This is a genomic window from Nocardia sp. NPDC052001 (assembly GCF_040680615.1).
Taxonomy (GTDB): Bacteria; Actinomycetota; Actinomycetes; order Mycobacteriales; family Mycobacteriaceae; genus Nocardia.
Genome location: NZ_JBFAXC010000009.1, coordinates 212,264 through 227,471, shown reverse-complemented (window position 1 = coordinate 227,471; position 15,208 = coordinate 212,264). Strand labels below are relative to the sequence as shown.

The 15,208-nt window shown below is 66.6% G+C and carries 14 protein-coding genes and 1 pseudogene; 4 read left to right on the top strand and 11 right to left on the bottom strand.

Annotation, left to right across the window (positions count from 1 at the left end; all coding sequences use genetic code 11):
- Positions 1–20: 20 nt before the first annotated feature.
- The 3 genes from AB0L82_RS33805 to AB0L82_RS33795 all read left to right on the top strand — a co-directional run bounded on the left by AB0L82_RS33805 (position 21) and on the right by AB0L82_RS33795 (position 1,400).
- On the top strand, positions 21–443 hold the full coding sequence (locus AB0L82_RS33805; RefSeq protein WP_364645750.1) for a tautomerase family protein: 423 nt from the start codon (positions 21–23) through the stop codon (positions 441–443).
- A gap of 85 nt (positions 444–528) precedes the next feature.
- Complete coding sequence (locus tag AB0L82_RS33800; protein WP_364645747.1) at positions 529–888, top strand: metalloregulator ArsR/SmtB family transcription factor; 360 nt, start codon at positions 529–531, stop codon at positions 886–888.
- Positions 885–1,400 carry an SRPBCC family protein gene (locus AB0L82_RS33795; protein ID WP_364645744.1) on the top strand — a complete coding sequence of 172 codons (516 nt, stop codon included), beginning with the start codon at positions 885–887 and terminating at the stop codon, positions 1,398–1,400. Before AB0L82_RS33800 ends, AB0L82_RS33795 begins: the two co-directional genes overlap by 4 nt.
- A gap of 67 nt (positions 1,401–1,467) precedes the next feature.
- On the opposite strand, the gene AB0L82_RS33790 is transcribed toward AB0L82_RS33795, so the two are convergent.
- A complete protein-coding gene (locus AB0L82_RS33790) occupies positions 1,468–2,073 on the bottom strand; it encodes a sigma-70 family RNA polymerase sigma factor (protein ID WP_364645741.1) in 606 nt (201 codons plus the stop codon).
- A 304-nt stretch (positions 2,074–2,377) separates the two neighbouring features.
- Here AB0L82_RS33790 and AB0L82_RS33785 point away from each other — a divergent pair.
- A pseudogene (locus tag AB0L82_RS33785) lies at positions 2,378–3,296 on the top strand (IS5 family transposase).
- Here the strand turns inward: AB0L82_RS33785 and AB0L82_RS33780 are convergent.
- The 10 genes from AB0L82_RS33780 to AB0L82_RS33735 all read right to left on the bottom strand — a co-directional run bounded on the left by AB0L82_RS33780 (position 3,293) and on the right by AB0L82_RS33735 (position 15,186).
- Positions 3,293–4,318 (bottom strand): 2-dehydropantoate 2-reductase N-terminal domain-containing protein, encoded by a 1,026-nt coding sequence (locus tag AB0L82_RS33780; RefSeq protein WP_364645738.1) that lies wholly within the window; start codon positions 4,316–4,318, stop codon positions 3,293–3,295. The pseudogene AB0L82_RS33785 and the gene AB0L82_RS33780 overlap by 4 nt on opposite strands.
- The gene (locus AB0L82_RS33775) at positions 4,315–5,052 is read right to left on the bottom strand and encodes a DUF1684 domain-containing protein (protein WP_364645735.1); all 738 of its coding nucleotides are present in this window, start codon (positions 5,050–5,052) and stop codon (positions 4,315–4,317) included. The genes AB0L82_RS33780 and AB0L82_RS33775 overlap by 4 nt, the downstream gene beginning before the upstream one ends.
- Positions 5,049–6,731, bottom strand: a complete 1,683-nt coding sequence (locus AB0L82_RS33770; protein ID WP_364645732.1) for an ABC transporter ATP-binding protein — start codon at positions 6,729–6,731, stop codon at positions 5,049–5,051. The genes AB0L82_RS33775 and AB0L82_RS33770 overlap by 4 nt, the downstream gene beginning before the upstream one ends.
- Positions 6,728–7,627 (bottom strand): ABC transporter permease, encoded by a 900-nt coding sequence (locus AB0L82_RS33765; RefSeq protein ID WP_364645729.1) that lies wholly within the window; start codon positions 7,625–7,627, stop codon positions 6,728–6,730. Before AB0L82_RS33765 ends, AB0L82_RS33770 begins: the two co-directional genes overlap by 4 nt.
- Before the next feature lies 1 nt (position 7,628).
- Positions 7,629–8,585: an ABC transporter permease gene (locus AB0L82_RS33760; RefSeq protein WP_364645725.1), complete on the bottom strand. Its 957-nt coding sequence runs from the start codon at positions 8,583–8,585 to the stop codon at positions 7,629–7,631.
- Positions 8,582–10,273: an ABC transporter substrate-binding protein gene (locus AB0L82_RS33755; RefSeq protein WP_364645722.1), complete on the bottom strand. Its 1,692-nt coding sequence runs from the start codon at positions 10,271–10,273 to the stop codon at positions 8,582–8,584. The genes AB0L82_RS33760 and AB0L82_RS33755 overlap by 4 nt, the downstream gene beginning before the upstream one ends.
- A 74-nt stretch (positions 10,274–10,347) precedes the next feature.
- Positions 10,348–11,520, bottom strand: coding sequence for an acyl-CoA dehydrogenase family protein (locus tag AB0L82_RS33750; RefSeq protein ID WP_364645719.1), 1,173 nt, complete (start codon positions 11,518–11,520; stop codon positions 10,348–10,350).
- Entirely contained in the window at positions 11,517–12,704 is a 1,188-nt protein-coding gene (locus AB0L82_RS33745; RefSeq protein ID WP_364645717.1) for an LLM class flavin-dependent oxidoreductase, read from the bottom strand. Before AB0L82_RS33745 ends, AB0L82_RS33750 begins: the two co-directional genes overlap by 4 nt.
- Positions 12,705–12,928: 224 nt before the next feature.
- On the bottom strand, positions 12,929–14,296 hold the full coding sequence (locus AB0L82_RS33740) for an FAD-linked oxidase C-terminal domain-containing protein (protein WP_364645714.1): 1,368 nt from the start codon (positions 14,294–14,296) through the stop codon (positions 12,929–12,931).
- Complete coding sequence (locus tag AB0L82_RS33735; protein WP_364645711.1) at positions 14,293–15,186, bottom strand: sulfurtransferase; 894 nt, start codon at positions 15,184–15,186, stop codon at positions 14,293–14,295. Before AB0L82_RS33735 ends, AB0L82_RS33740 begins: the two co-directional genes overlap by 4 nt.
- Positions 15,187–15,208: the final 22 nt, after the last annotated feature.

The following is a 15,208-nucleotide window of genomic DNA, read 5'->3' as shown; positions in this document are numbered from 1 at the left end:
TGCTGCCTAGCGTGAGACTCATGCCGCTGATCACCATTTATCTCCGCCAGGGAACCTCGCCCGAATATCGCCGCAACGTCTCCACCGCACTCCACAAGGCCATGGTCGACGTCCTGAAAATCCCCGAGGACGATCAATTCCACGTCTTCGTGGAGGTCACCCCCGACAACTTCCACATGCAAAAAGTCGTATTCGGACTACCACGCACCGACCGAACGATGTTCATCCACCTGGCCTTCAACCACCGCACCGCTGAGCAGAAGAACGAACTCTTCCGCGAGATCGTCACAAACCTGCGAGTTCTCGCCGACGTCCCGGAAGAGGACATCGCGATGATGGTTGTCGAAACAGCGCGCGAGAACTGGTGGGCCGCAGGCCGAGTCGTCAACCCGGAGACCGGCTACGACATCCGCATGACCGACATCCCCACTACCGCACAATGATCCGAGAAAGCGCTGCAATGTTGGTGGAGGCATCGCTGGTTGGGTTGATCTCGACAATGCGTAACTGATTGGTTACGCTTTGGTTGTGGACGAGGTGGCAGCCGCGATCGCGGATCCGGTACGGCGGCGAATCCTGGAGCTGTTGCGGGATCGGCGGTTGACCGCCGGTGCTATCGCCGAACAGTTCGACATCAGTCGTCCCGCCGTGAGCCGGCATTTGCGGGTGCTGCGGGAGAGCGGCCTGGTCCATGACGAGTTGGTCGGCAGAGAGCGCTACTACCTGCTCGACACCGAACCGCTCGCGCAAATCTCCGACTGGATAACGAGTTTCGAGACCCAGCCCGTGTGGGCGCAGCGGCTCGACGCACTGGAGACCGAGGTGTATCGCACCCGCCGGGAGCGCCGTGTCACCGCCGACGACACACACCGAGAGGACACCGCATGACCCCGACACCCACCGGCCGCCTATTGGCCGCCGAGCAGGGCCGCGACCTGGTCCTGACCCGCACCTACCGCGCGCCCGCCGACGACGTGTGGGCCAGCGTGACCGAATCCGACCGCACCGCCCGGTGGTTCGGCCCGTGGACCGGCGAACCCGGTCCCGGCCGAATCATCAAGGTACAGATGGCTTTCGAGGACGAGCAGCCGTGGATGGACATGACCATCGACACCTGCGACCCGCCCCGCCTGCTCGGCATTTCCGCTATTGACGATTCGGGCGCATGGCGGCTGGAACTCGAACTCACCGAGATCGACGGCGGCACCGAATTGCGCTTCGTCCACCATCTGCTCACCGAGGCCGAGATCGCCCAGGTCAGCCACGTCGGCCCCGGCTGGGAGTACTACCTCGACATGCTCGGCGCGGCGCGACTGGGTACGCCCCCGCCCGACTTCGCCGACTATTTTCCCGGTATGGCAGCGTATTACGAGAACCTCAGTCCGCTGACCCAGCACTGAACTCATCGGTCCCTTTTGCGCCCCGGATGTCATCGATACGTCGATCGCGCCGGGGCGCACCCGTGTCTCAGCGCAGGGTCCCCATGGCGAAGGCGGATCGAAGGCGGTTCAATCCATCGCGGATCCGGCTCTTCACGGTGGCGAGCGGAATATCTAGCCGGTCCGCCAACTCGCTGTAGGTGAGTCCGCCGAAATAGGCCAATTCGATGCTCTCGCGCTGCAATTCGGTGAGAAGGCCGAGGCCACACAACACCGTGCGGCGCTCGTCACGCTGCTGAACCGTTTCGAAAACGAAGTCGCGGTCGATACCTCGCGCCATCGCGCCATAGCGCACATCGCGTTCGAAAGCCGCACGGTCGCTGCGTATTCGGTCGATCGCACGTCTTCGGGTCAGCACGATCAGCCAGCCGATCGGAGAGGCGAGCCGCGAGTCGTACCGCGCCGGTGATGACCAGACTTGCAGGTACACCTCCTGCGTAACTTCCTCTGCGGCCGCGCGGTTGCACAGCATCCGCAGCGCGACCCCGAAGACTCGATGACTGGTCAGTCGGTAGAGCCGGGTGAACGCGTCGCGGTCCCGCGCGGCGATCCCGGCCAACAACTCAACACACAACTCCGCAAGGTCGGCGGAGGACAGCGTGTCGGCGGAACACTCCTGGCTGATCGACGCCACGGCATCGGATGGATCAAGCAGTTGTAGGGCACTGGGACTGGCTGCATATGTCACGATCACCTGCGTTCCTCCCCAGCGGCAGGCCACAGGGGCTTCAGTAGGCCGCTGCCGCCCTTCCAGCGCAGCAACCCTCGGGTGCTCTCGGTCGTGTCTACAAGCGACTTCGACACCGCAGGATGCCCGGTTTGGTCGCAAAGCGAATTCCGGGCTGATGATCGCCTGTCCAGAACCTCGGGTGTGACTAGGGCATGTCTCCCAATCGGGATTCTCGGATTGTGCCCGGTAAGTCGTTGGGTCGGGCATCATGTTCGCCGTGGCGACAGCGGTCGGTGATCGGTATCGGGTTCTGACGGACAAGCAGTGGGAACTTCTCGAGCTCTTGCTACCGACATCCGATGGCCATGTGGGCCGCAACTTCGCCAACAATCGCCTGGTCGTGGAGGGAATGTTGTTCCGGTTGCGGACCGGGGTGCCGTGGCGGGATCTGCCCGAGGTATTCGGTCCGTGGCAGACGGTGTGGAAACGTCATCGCCGTTATGCCGGGGACGGGACCTGGGATCGGGTGCTGGTCGCGTTGACCGCGCTCGCGGACGCGACCGGGAATCTGGATTGGGTTGTGTCGGTGGATTCTTCGATCATGCGGGTCCATCAACACGGTGCGAACACCTCCCGCGGTGGCGAGGCGAGCCCGGGCCCGGACGGTGAGCTATGAGCCGGCCGATCACGCGATCGGCCGGTCACGGGGCGGGCTGACCACGAAAGCGCACCTGGCCACCGACGGCAACGGTCGCGGGCTGGCGGTGCTGCTGAGCGCGGGCCAAGCCGGTGATTCTCCGATGATGCCGACGCTGCTCGACGCGATCGCGGTGCCGCGGCTGACCGGTGGCCCACCCCGGCGCAGTCCGGACCGGGTCCTGGCTGACAAGGCGTACTCGTCGGCGAGCAACCGGGCATTGTTGCGCGGCAAAGGTATTGGCACTGTCATTCCCGACCGCGCCGACCAGATCGCCCACCGGAAACGACGCGGTCGCGCCGGAGGGCGGCCACCGCGGTTCGACTCGATCGCCTACAAGGGCCGCAACGTCGTCGAACGCGCCTTCAACAAGGCCAAACACTGGCGTGGGGTCGCCACCCGTTACGACAAACTCGCCCTCACCTATCGGGCCGGGTTCGTCATGGCGCTGACAGTCGAATGGCTGAAGCTATTGGGAGACATGACCTAATCCTGTCCGGCAGCCAGGCGCTCGGTGAGGGTATCGATGCCCGGTAGGTCGAGTCCGCCACCCGTGTGGGTGGCTCGGCCCAGCAGCTGTTGCAGGCGAGTGTTGAGTGGGGCGGGGATGCCGTGCAGACGGGCGAGCAGGGCGATCTCGCCGTTGAGGTAGTCGACCTCGTTGGTGGGGGTGCCGCGGGCGAAGCTCTGCCAGGTGGATTGCCGACCGGTGGTCACCCCGGATCGTGCGCTGAAGTGGCCCTGGGCGGGATCGAGGATCAAGGCGGAGGTGTCCGGGGGGTCGAATCCGGCGGCGGCGAGGACGGTTCGGGCCTCTGCCGAGAGAGCTTGGCCGACAGCGTCTTTCGTTTTCCTGTCACCGGCGAGGACTTCGATTCCGTTTCGCACGCTGTGGACTATTTTTGCGGCCTTGTACGACCGTATATCGGTGACCGATTTGGTCAGGAAATTCGCATCGTGCAGGTCGGTGGTGAAGGTCTTCAGGGCCTGCTCGGCGGATTCGGGTGCGAGTGCGCTGGCGATACCCGCGATGGCACCGCCTACGTGGGGGTGCCCGCCAACTCGGACTTCACCGGTGCGGACGTGCTGAGCGGAGATGAGGAAAACCGCGCCCAGCACGGTGTCGAACCAGCGGGCGGCGGTGCGTTCGGCGTCCAGGCCGTTCTGAGTGGTGACCACCGGAACCAGATTCGCCGCGATGCCCTGTACCTGGCCGTGATCGCCGGTCACCTCGCGCCACGCAATGGCGGGTGCGACAGTCGCCAGATCCTGGGATTTCACCGCCAGTACGACGATATCGCCGGTGCGGAGTCCCAGATCGGCGTCCAGCGCTACGGCCGGGAGCCGGATCGCCCGGTGGCCGGCATGCGAGTGGTACGACAGCGGTTGTGCCGCAAGATAGTCCAGTGTCGCACCACGTGCCACCAGCAACACGTCATGGCCGCGATCACCGAGTTCGACGGCCAGCGATACCCCGATCGCGCCCGCGCCGACGATGACGTATCGCGTCATCGGTCCGCCCGGCGCAGGAAGGTCTCACCGGCGCGCACCGGGAAATCTAGACGGTTCTCCGGGGGCGGCAGCGGGCACAGGTAGTGGTCGGAGAAGGCGCACGGCGGCAGGTAGGCGCGATTGAAGTCCACGGCGATGCGGCCCTGACTGTCGGGGGCCGAGATGGTGAGAAATCGGAAACGCTGGGTCTCGGTGCCATTGGTGGTGTCGGCGAAGGTGAGCTGAATATCTCCGGCCGGGGTGGCCGCGCCCGCCAGCACCAGTTCCCGCCCATCGACCTTGATGCGCACGCGTACACCGGTATTGGTGCTGACGAAACCGTCGATGTGGTCCAGTCGCAGTGGCGCGGAATCGTTTTCGGCGACACCGTCGAATACCCACGCGGGATTCGGGGTGAAGGCGTCGATCCCCTCCAGTCCGGTGCGGGTCGGGGCCTGCGGGTCGAATACCCGTAATGCGACCTCACCGGCCCGAATCAGTGTTTGCAACAGCAGGTCTCCGCTGGGCACCCGGTCTCCGGGTCCCAGTTCGTGATGAAAGCCGGTCCCATCGCCGATGGCTCGCCCATCGGCGGCAATCCATTCGCCGGGAACGTCGTCGATACGCTGCGGGATATCGCTGAGCCAATGCGTTCCGGTCGCGGCGGCCAGGCCGTGGACGTCGGTGGCGAGCGTTTCGCGCTCGGTGTGCCAGTGCTGCCAGTCGGACAGCCAGGTATCGGTTGCCGTGGTCATCGAGATTCCCTTTCGAGGTTGGATGGTTCCCGGCCGGACCGCGCCCGGCGCCCGGGAATCGCGGCGATCAGCCGCTCGGTGCGGGAGTCCTGCGGATTCCCGAAAACATCTGCGATCGCACCGGATTCGACAACCGTGCCACTGTCGAGCACCGATACCGTGTGTGCGATCTTGGCCACCACCGCCAGGTCGTGGGATACGAACAGGTAGGCCAGGCCGAATCGTTGTTGCAGGTCGAGCAGCAGGTCCAGGATCTGCTCCTGGACCGATACGTCCAGCGCGGACACCGGCTCGTCCAGCAGCACCAGATCCGGTCGAAGCGAGAGCGCCCGTGCGATGGCGACCCGCTGGCGTTGGCCACCGGAGAGTTCATCGGGCAGGCGGTCCAGGGCGGTGCGCGGCAGCGCCACGGCGTCCAGGAGTTCACCGGCCCGGGCGTGACGTTCGGCGCGGCTGCCGATGCGAAACGACACCAGGGGTTCGATAAGGCTCTCGCGCACCGTGAATCGCGGATCCAGTGCGGCATACGGGTTCTGATGCACCAGTTGGAACCGTCGGCGCAGCGGGCGCTGTCGCCGCCAGGAGAGCCCGGACATCTCGATGCCGTCGAAGCGCACCGCACCGGCGGTGGGGGTCTCGAGCCCCATGGCGATGCGCAACAGGGTGGACTTTCCGGATCCCGATTCGCCGACCACGGCGTGGGTGCGACCGGCAGGCACACACACCGATACATCGTTCAGCGCGACCACCGCCCGGCCCTTCCGCCCCCGGAATTCCTTTGTCACAGCATCTATTTCGAGAATTGCCGCATGGTCGGACCTGTCGTTACCGGTCTCCCGGAAGCGCGGTTCCAGTACGCCGCCATTCGCGAGTGCCGGTGCGGCCGCGATCAGCCGCCGGGTGTAGGGATCCGCGGGGGCAACGAGAATCTCTGCGGGCGCACCGGATTCGACGATTCGGCCCTGCCGCATCACGATCACCCGATCGGCGCGGTCGGCCGCCACGGCGAGGTCGTGGGTGATGATGAGCAGGGCGATACCGCTCTCACGCACCAGCGACTCGAGATGATCGAGAATGCGGGCCTGCACAGTCACATCCAGTGCACTGGTGGGTTCGTCGGCGATGATCAGCTCGGGCCGCCCGGCCAGGGCGATCGCGATCAGCACCCGCTGGCGTTGTCCGCCGGACAGCTCGTGCGGATAGCGGTGCACATGCTGGTCGGCGGCGTCGAGCCCGGCGGTGCGCAGCACCTCGAGCACTTCGGCATGCACTGCGGGACCGCGTATGCCGCGCAGCCGCACGGCCTCGGCGACTTGCGTTCCGATCTGCTGGGTCGGGTTCAACCCGACCATCGGGTCCTGTGGGATCAGGCCGACGGTCGATCCGCGCAGGGATCGGACCGTCTTCTCGCGGGCTCCGACGATCTCGACGCCCCCGACTCGAATCGAGCCGCCGGTGATCCGCGCGTTATCTGACAGCAGCCCGATCAACGCGTGCGCGGTGGTGGACTTGCCGGAGCCGGATTCGCCTACCAGCGCCACGATTTCGCCGGGTCGCACCGCCAGCGAGAAATCATGAACGGCCGTCACCACGGTGCCACCGGTCAGGTAGCCCGCTGAGAGGCTGGTGATTTCGACGATCGGCGAGCCGGTGCGCGCGACGGTCGTGGACGCCGTCATCGACGTACCTCCCGCAACGTGTGCGCGATGTGATTGAGGGCCAGCACCGTCAGCGCGACCATCGCACCCGGCAGCAGCGACACCCAGGGCGCGGTCACCAAGAAATTCCGCCCGCTCGAGACCAGCGACCCCCATTCGGCGCGCGGCGGGGCCGCCCCGAAGCCGAGGAAACTCAGGGCCGCCACCGCGATGATCGCGGTCCCGAAATCCAGCACCGCCAGGGCCAGGACCGGACCCCAGGAATTGGGCAGCACGTGCCGGATCAGCACACGCGGCCACGATCCGCCGCCGGAGCGCGCGGCCTCCACATAGGGCAGTGTTTTGACCCGCAGCACCTCGGCGCGCGTGGTGCGCGCGAAACCGGGAACGGTACCGACTCCGACCGCGATGGCGACGGGGATGGTGCCGAACCCGAGTGCGGTGACGATCGACAGGGCCAGCAGCAGACCCGGAATCGCCAGTTGCACATCGACTACCCGCATGATCAGCGCGTCCAGCACACCGCCCAGGAATCCGGACAGCACGCCCAGCACCAGGCCCGCGCCGAGCCCGATGGCAATGGCGATGAGGGCGGCCTTCACGGTGAGATCCGCACCGTAGAGGGTGCGGGTCCACAGATCGCGCCCGACATCGTCGGTGCCGAATAGATGGGTACCACTGGGCGGGCGCAAACGCTCGGCGGGTGCGGTGGCATACGGCGCGTAATCGGTGAACAGGGCGGGCGCGAAGGCCGCGACGATCACGAACACGACCAACAGACTCGCCAGCACGAAGCCGGGTCGGCGGGTCAGTCGCACCAGCCGCGCACCGGTCCGGGCGCGGCGCGGACCCGTGTGCGGTTCGGGGCCGTCGTCGACCGGCGCGGCGGCCTCGGGATTGGTCAGCGTCTGCACCATCTCACTTCACCTCCGCGCGCGCGGGGTGGGCGATGCGTGGATCCAGCAGCGGATACAGCAGATCGACGATCAGGTTGATCAGCACGAACCCCGCAGCCGCGATCACGACGATCGCCTGCACCACCGGAACATCCTTGGCGAGCACCGATTCCTGTGCGAGACGGCCGATTCCGTTGCGGTTGAACACGGTTTCGACCACGATCGCGCTGGTTACGGTGAGCCCCACCAGCACTCCGACAATGGTCAGCGCGGGCAGTGCGGCGTTGCGGAAGGCGTGCCGCAGTTGCACGGCGCCGCGCGAGAGGCCCTTGGCACGAGCGGTCACGATATACGGCTCGCGCAGGGTGTCGTGGAAGCTGCGGCTGAGCACCTGGGCGAGCTGGGACGCTCCCGGCAATGCCATGGTGATCACCGGCAATACCAGGTACTTCCAGCCACCCGAGCCCGATGATGGCAGCCAGCCCAGCTCGAACGAGAAATACTGAATGAGCCCGAGCCCCACCAGGAATGACGGAACCGCGACGCCCAGCGCCGGTGCCCGGTCCAGCAGAATACGGAGTGGGCCGATACGCACGAACGCGGCCAGATAGGCGATACCGGCGCCGAGGACGACCGCGAGCACACCCGCGATCAGGCTCAATGTCAGTGTGCCGCCCAGCCTTTCGGCCAGCAGATGACTCACCGGCACCTGTTTGGCGATCGAGGTGCCGAAGTCGCCGTGCAGCGCGCCGGTCAGCGCGGAGAAGTACTGATCCGCGACCGGGCGGTCGAGCCCATATTTCGCCTTGGCGGCCGCCAGCTGCGCCGGGGTGAGGGAGTCGGTTTCGATTCCGGCCGCACTGAGCTGAATCGACACTGGATCACTCGGCAGCAGGTAGAGCACGACGAAGGTGAGGGTGAACGCCGCCCACAGCACACCGATCGCCTGCACCACGCGCCCGGCGATATAGCGGATCACGGCTGGATCCAGACATCGTGAAGGTCGATGAAGCTCTCGGCGGTGAAGCGGAAGCCATTGACCCGGTTACGGATTCCCGCGTATTGCACCCGCTCGGACAGCGGAAAGGTGATGCCATTGTCGATCAGCGTGCGCTGCAACTCGGTGTAGATCTGCTCGCGTGCCGTCGCATCGGTGGACTGCACAGCGCGGGTGAACAGGTCGGCGATCTGTGCGGCCGCCGCGGGCTTCTGGGCATTGCGCGCCAGCGCCTTCGAATTGGCCAGCGCTTCAACCAGAATGAATTGCAGTGCACCGGGATCCGCGCGGGTGAAGTATCCCTCGACGAGGTCGTACTGGCCGTTGGCGATGACCGCGGGGCGCTCAGCCGCGGTCACGGTCTTGAGTTGGAGCTCGATTCCGCTCTGGCGCAACTGATCCTGGATCAGCTCGGCTCCCACACTCGCGGCGCTCAGCGGCTGGACCAGCGTGAGCCGCTTGCCGTCCTTGGAGCGGTATTGATCGCCCGGAGCGATCTTCCATCCGGCCGCGTCCAGAATGCGGGCGGCCTGCGCCGGGTCATAAGTAAGCTTGGCGCTCTGGGCGGCGTAATACGGGGTGGTGTTGTCGAACGGCCCGCCGACCACGGGATAGTCCGCCCCGAAGATGGTCGCCGCGAAGGTCTTCAGATCGATGGCGTGGTACAGCGCCTGGCGGATCTGATCATCGGCCAGCGGGTGACCCTCGGACACGTTGGGGTACAGCGTGTAGGAGACGCCCGGCAGCGGGCGCGAGCGCAGGTACGCGCCGGATCGGCCGATCAATGCCCGATCCTCGACGGTGAACGGGTTGCGCGGCCAGGCGATATCGATCTGCCCGCTGACCAGGTTGCCGGTGCGCACCCCGTCCTCGGCGACGTAACTCACCTTCACCTTGTCCAAGTAGGCGTCGCCCGGGTTCTTGTTCAACGGTGAGGGCCAGTGGTAGCCGGTGCGGCGACTCAGGCTCACCCCCTGGTTCGGGGTGTAGTTGTCGAGCGTGAACGGTCCGGACCCGACAACGTCGCCGAGGCAACGCTGCTGCGGGGTCTTCTGGAACGAGGCCGGGGACAGCAGCGCCAGGTTGGTGGTCGAGGTCGCTTGCAGGAATGAGGAATTCGGCGTGGAGAAGTGGAACCGGACCGTCTTGGCGTCGACCACCTGCGTCGACTCGAGCCCAACGATGTAGCTCGCGCCGTAGGCGGTGCCGCCCGAGGTGCGCGCGAGATCGGCGAATCCATCGAAATTGGTCTTCACCGCCGCGGCGTCCAGTGGCGCGCCATCGGCGAAGGTCACACCGTCGCGCAGGGTGAAGGTGTAGTCCAGACCGTCGGGACTGATCTGCCACGCGGTCGCCAGCCACGGCACGATCGCGCCGGTCTCCGGGTTCTGGTCGGTGAGCGAATCGGCGAAATTCCGGATGAGCGACCGGTGTTCGATCCAGTAGGTCTGGAATGGGTCGATGCAGGCGAAGGCCACGTTGTCCGGGAAGAACGCCAGGTTCAGGGTGCCGCCTCGCACCGGTTCGCGCCCCTCCCCGGACGGCCCGCTCGCCGTATCGGTGGTGCCGCCGCAGGCACTGGTGAACACGGTCAGTGCCGCGACAGCCGCTGCGACACCGAACTTTCCGATTGTTCGCGGACTGCGCGCGAGCCGCGTGGTGGTGATCATGGCTGGGTTGTTCCTCGTGGGTAGGCCCCGGGCACAAGCCTCGGGGTTGCCGAAAGTAGTGGCGCGGTCGCGTATTACGTCTGCGGCCGCAACACCGAGCGACCGCTGCTCAGCAGCACGGTGTCCTCCTGCGGGGGATGCACGCGCACGCAGAGCACATCGCGCAGATGACGTTCGAGCGGATTGTGCCGCGTCAGGGCGGCATTGCCGAGGGCTGCGACCGCGGTCTGTACCGCGGTGATCACCGATCGCGCAATGAGCACCTTGACCACCGACAGTCGTTGCGCCGCTTCGGTTTCGCCGACCGCGAGCCGGTGCAGCGTGCCGTACAGCAGCGTTTCGGCCTGCACGATCTGGGCCTCGATCTCACCGGCCACCGATTGAATGCGCTCGGTCTCGGCGATCGGCTTACCGAGCGCGGTCGGTACCCGAGTGCGGGCGTACTCGGCGAAGGCCGATCGTGCTGCCCGCGCCACGCCGACGTACAGCGCCGCATGCCCGAACGAGGCCGGACCCGACGCGGCCGCAGGATCTCGGTAAACGCCGTCCTGGAAAGGGATCTCCGAGAAGTTCTCCAGGGGCACTCGAGCATCGGTGTAGCTGACGTCGTGGGTGTTGGAGGCGCGCAGGCCCAGGTGATCCCAGGTGTGGTGCCAGGTAATGCCGTCGGCGTCGGCGGGGACGATCAGATGTCCCACTCGGGCCGGGGATTCATCGGTCATCACCCACACCAGGTGGTAGGACAGTGCGGTGCCGCCGGTGGCGAAGCTTTTGCGGCCGTTGAGGTTCCAGCCATCGGCGGTGCGACTGGCGAGCGTCGCGGGCAGACCGCCGCGTGCGGGCGCACCCAATTCAGGCTCGGCACGTACCGCGTTGATCAGGATCGGCTCCTCGCCCGAGCGACCGAGAACCTCTCGGTACAGCTCCTCCGGCCAGTTCCTGACCGTGGCCTGTGCGAGGTGAGCCGCCAAGGTATTGGCGACGATCAGGGCCACCGACGGATCACCCTCGCCGATCGCCACCAGCACTCGCGCCACCTCGGCGTGATCCAACTGCGGTCCGCCGTAACTCGCGGACACCGTGGCCGTGAGATACCCGCCGCGATGCACCGCGAGCAGCCCGGCCTCGGGAATATCCCCGCTGCGATCGTATGACGCTGCGGTGGAAGCGATTTCCGAGGTCAAGGCGGCGAGCGCGGCGGATGAGGTGTCGGGCACGGTCAGCACGGGACCGGCGGTGGCGGTCATGAGCGGCCCACCGTGGCCAGTGCGCCCGGGTAGTCGGCTTGCAGCGTGCCGCGCTCACCGGTCGCGGCGCGGTGTTCGAGCTCCTGCCGGACCAGTGGCAGAACGTACCGCCCGTAGTCGATGACGTCGTTGAGCGTGTCGTATCCGCGGATGGAGACCAGGTTCGCGCCGAGATCGATGTAGTCCAGGATCGCGGCGGCCACCGTCTCGGGACTACCGACCAGTGCCGTCGAGGCACCCGCACCATTCGTGGCCGCGGCCGTTCTGGTCCACAGAGCGCGGTCGTAAACCTCTTGGCGGCGGGCGAATTCCAGCGCCCGCTGGGAGCCGACGTTCTGTGGTTCGGCCGCGCTCACTTTGCGGTACGCACCACGTTCGAAGGTCTGTGTGATGCGCTCGACATAGTCGTACGCCTTGGCCCAGGCCAGCTCATCGGTGCGGTCGACGATGGGGCGGAAGGTCACCCAGATGCGCGGGCGATCGGCGCGCCCGGCCGCGGCGGCGATGCCGTGCACCCGGGCGATCTGGGATGCAATGTCCGCCAACGGTTCTCCCCAGAACGAGAAGATGTCCGCCTTGGCGCCACCGATATCGAACGCGGCATCGGATTGGCCGCCGATCGAGATCGGAATCGACTCGGCGTACGGCGGGAAGCCCGGCCCGAAGTCGTCGAATCGATAGTGTTCGCCCGCGTGGGAGAACGGTTGCGTCTCGGTCCACGACCGGCGCAGCACATCGATGAATTCGCTGGTGCGCGCGTATCTTTCATCCTTGGTCGCGTAGTCGCCCTGCCGGGCCTGTTCGGCGTCATTGCCCCCGGAGATCAGATGCACCAGCGCGCGACCCTCGGTCAACTGATCCAGCGTCGCGAGCTGTTGCGCCGCGACCGTGGGGAACACCGTGTTCGGGCGGACCGCGACGATCGGCTTGATCCGTGTGCTCAGCTGGCCCACCGCCGAGGCCAGCACGAACGAATCCGCGCCCGCGGAGCCGTACGGCAGCAAGGTGGCATCGAATCCGCCGTCCTCCAGGGCTCGCACGTACCGCCGCACGAACGGCAGGTCGATCCCCCGGGACGGTATCGGCTCCAGTTCGGTCGAGGCATTGGTGTGCGTGAGGCTGATGAATTCCACCTCGGTCGCGGCGGTTGCGGGTACCGCGTTCGATTCCGGATCGGCAGTCATGGGATTCCTCTCGGCGAACAACACTCGATAATTCGTCATGCTAGGGAGACAACGTCGGCGGAAACAGAGTTCTCTTCAGCGAATTCAATTCGGATAGCCGATCACGACCGATAGTCGAAATGCGTTCGCCGCATTCGAATCTCGCGGATCGAAAAGCTATCCGAATTACCGAATAGACCGTTCGGCAGCGCGCACCGAGTCGATCACTCAGCGTGCCTGCCTGGTCAGTAGGCTTTGCCCGGGTTGAAGATTCCCGCCGGGTCCAGAGCCCGCCGGATGGCGTGCTGCACCCGCAGCGCATCGGCTCCCTGCTCACGCTCGAGCCACTTGCGTTTGAGCACTCCGACGCCGTGTTCGCCGGTGATGGTGCCACCCAATTCCAAGGCTGCGGCGAATATTTCGTCGGCGGCCGACTCGGCCCGGGCGCGTGCCGCGAAATCGCCGTCGGGCACCACGATTATCGGGTGTAGATTTCCGTCTCCGGCATGGCCGAACGTATATATCCGGCTATCGAATTCGGCGGCGATCGCGCTGATACGGCGCACCGCGTCGGCGATCCGCGAGCGGGGGACGGCGATATCCTCGATGAGCGCCCGACCGTGCCGCTCGAGTGCGGGCAGCGCCGCCCGGCGGACCGCGAGCAGTTGGCTCGCCGCGTCGGGATCGCCGCCGACCTCGATGCGAGAGGTGAACTGCCGCAGCACATCCACGATCAGATCGGCTTCCGCTCGGGAGCCGAATCCGTCGGTCTGCGCCACCAGGAAGGAACCGGCCGCGTGCCCTCGCACGCCGAGCAGGTCCTGCGCCTCACGCAGCGACGCCGCGTCGAGCAGTTCCAGCATGGCGGGACGGACCCGTGCCGCCAGCACTCCCGCAGCGGCCGCGGCGGCCTGATCGACGTCGTCGAAATACGCGGCGATGGTGACGGTGTCGATCGGAATCGGCTGCAACCGCACCACCGCCTCGACAATGACGCCCAACGTTCCCTCGGAGCCGGTGAACAGGCCGGTAAGATCGAGTCCCGCAACGCCTTTCGCGGTGCGGCGGCCGGTATGCAGGAGGCTACCGTCCGCCAGTACGACACTGAGCCCGAGCACCGCGTCCCGTGTCACGCCGTATTTGACACATCGCAGTCCACCGGCGTTCGTGGCAATGTTCCCCCCGATGGTCGAGATGGCCACGCTCGCCGGGTCGGGCGCGTATCGCAGCCCGTGCTCGGCGGCTTCGGCGTCGAGCGTGGCCGCGCTCACTCCGGCCTGCACCACGGCCAGCTCGTCGACCGGCGAAATCTCGAGAATCCGGCGCAGTGCGCTGACATCGAGCACCAGCGCACCCCGCCCCGCACTCGCGCCACCGGCCAGCCCGCTGCCCGCACCCCGGACCACCACCGAAAGTCCCTGTTCGGCAGCGTAAGTGACCGCACGGCGCACATCGTCGACATCGGCGGCGATCACCACGAGCTCCGGCGTTCCCGAGGGCTCATACCCGGATCTGTCCACCCGGTAGGTGTCGGCGATGTCCGGCCCGGTCAGCACGGCTCCGGAGAACAGCACCGCCCCGGTAACCGACAGCGGCACCGGATCCGGACTCACCGCGTGGCTTCGGATTCGGTCGCGCCGGTGGCGACGGGCAAGGCGGGATCCGAACTCCATTGCGACCAGGAGCCCGGGAACAGCGTCGCGTCGATACCGAGAACCGCCAGCGCGGCGATATCGACGGCCGCGGTCACGCCGGATCCGCAGTACACCCCGACCACCGGGGCATTCGAGATGCCCGCGACGGCGAACCGCTGCTCCAATTCCGCTGTCTCCCGGAAGAATCCACGCTCGTCGAGCAGCGATCCGCTGGGCACATTGCGCGCCCCCGGGATGTGACCGGCCACCGGGTCCAACGGCTCGGACTCACCGCGGAACCGCTCGGGAGCTCGCGCGTCGATCAGCACGCCGCGCTCGGGAACCTCTGCGGTCTCGGAGGCGGTCAGGGTGGCCAGCTCACCGTCGTAGAGATCCTCACGCTGGACGACGATATCGCCGGGAACCGGAACCACCGCACCGGTATCGAGTGCGCGCCCCGACTCGGTCCACGCGCTCAGTCCGCCGTCGAGAATGCGCACATCGTGGATTCCCGCCGCGCGCAGCACCCACCACGCGCGTGCCGAACCGGCGCGATTCCAGTTGTCGTACAGCACAATCGGAACCCCGGAGCGTACACCCCACGCGCGCGCGGCCGCCTGTAGCGTCGCGCCCGAAGGCAGCGGATGGCGGCCGCGCCCGGTGATCGAATGGTCGGTCAGCTCGCTCTCGAGATCGGCGTACACCGCGCCGGGAATGTGGCCGAGCGCGTAGTCCGCACGCCCGTCCGGGCGATCGAGCTGCCAGCGCACATCGAGCAGGGTCACCGGTTCCCCGGTCCGCACTCGCTCGGCCAGCTCGTCCGCGGTGATGAGAACGCTCGCGCGCAGTGCGCTACTTCGGATCGTCATGACAGAACTCCTCTCCGAGGAC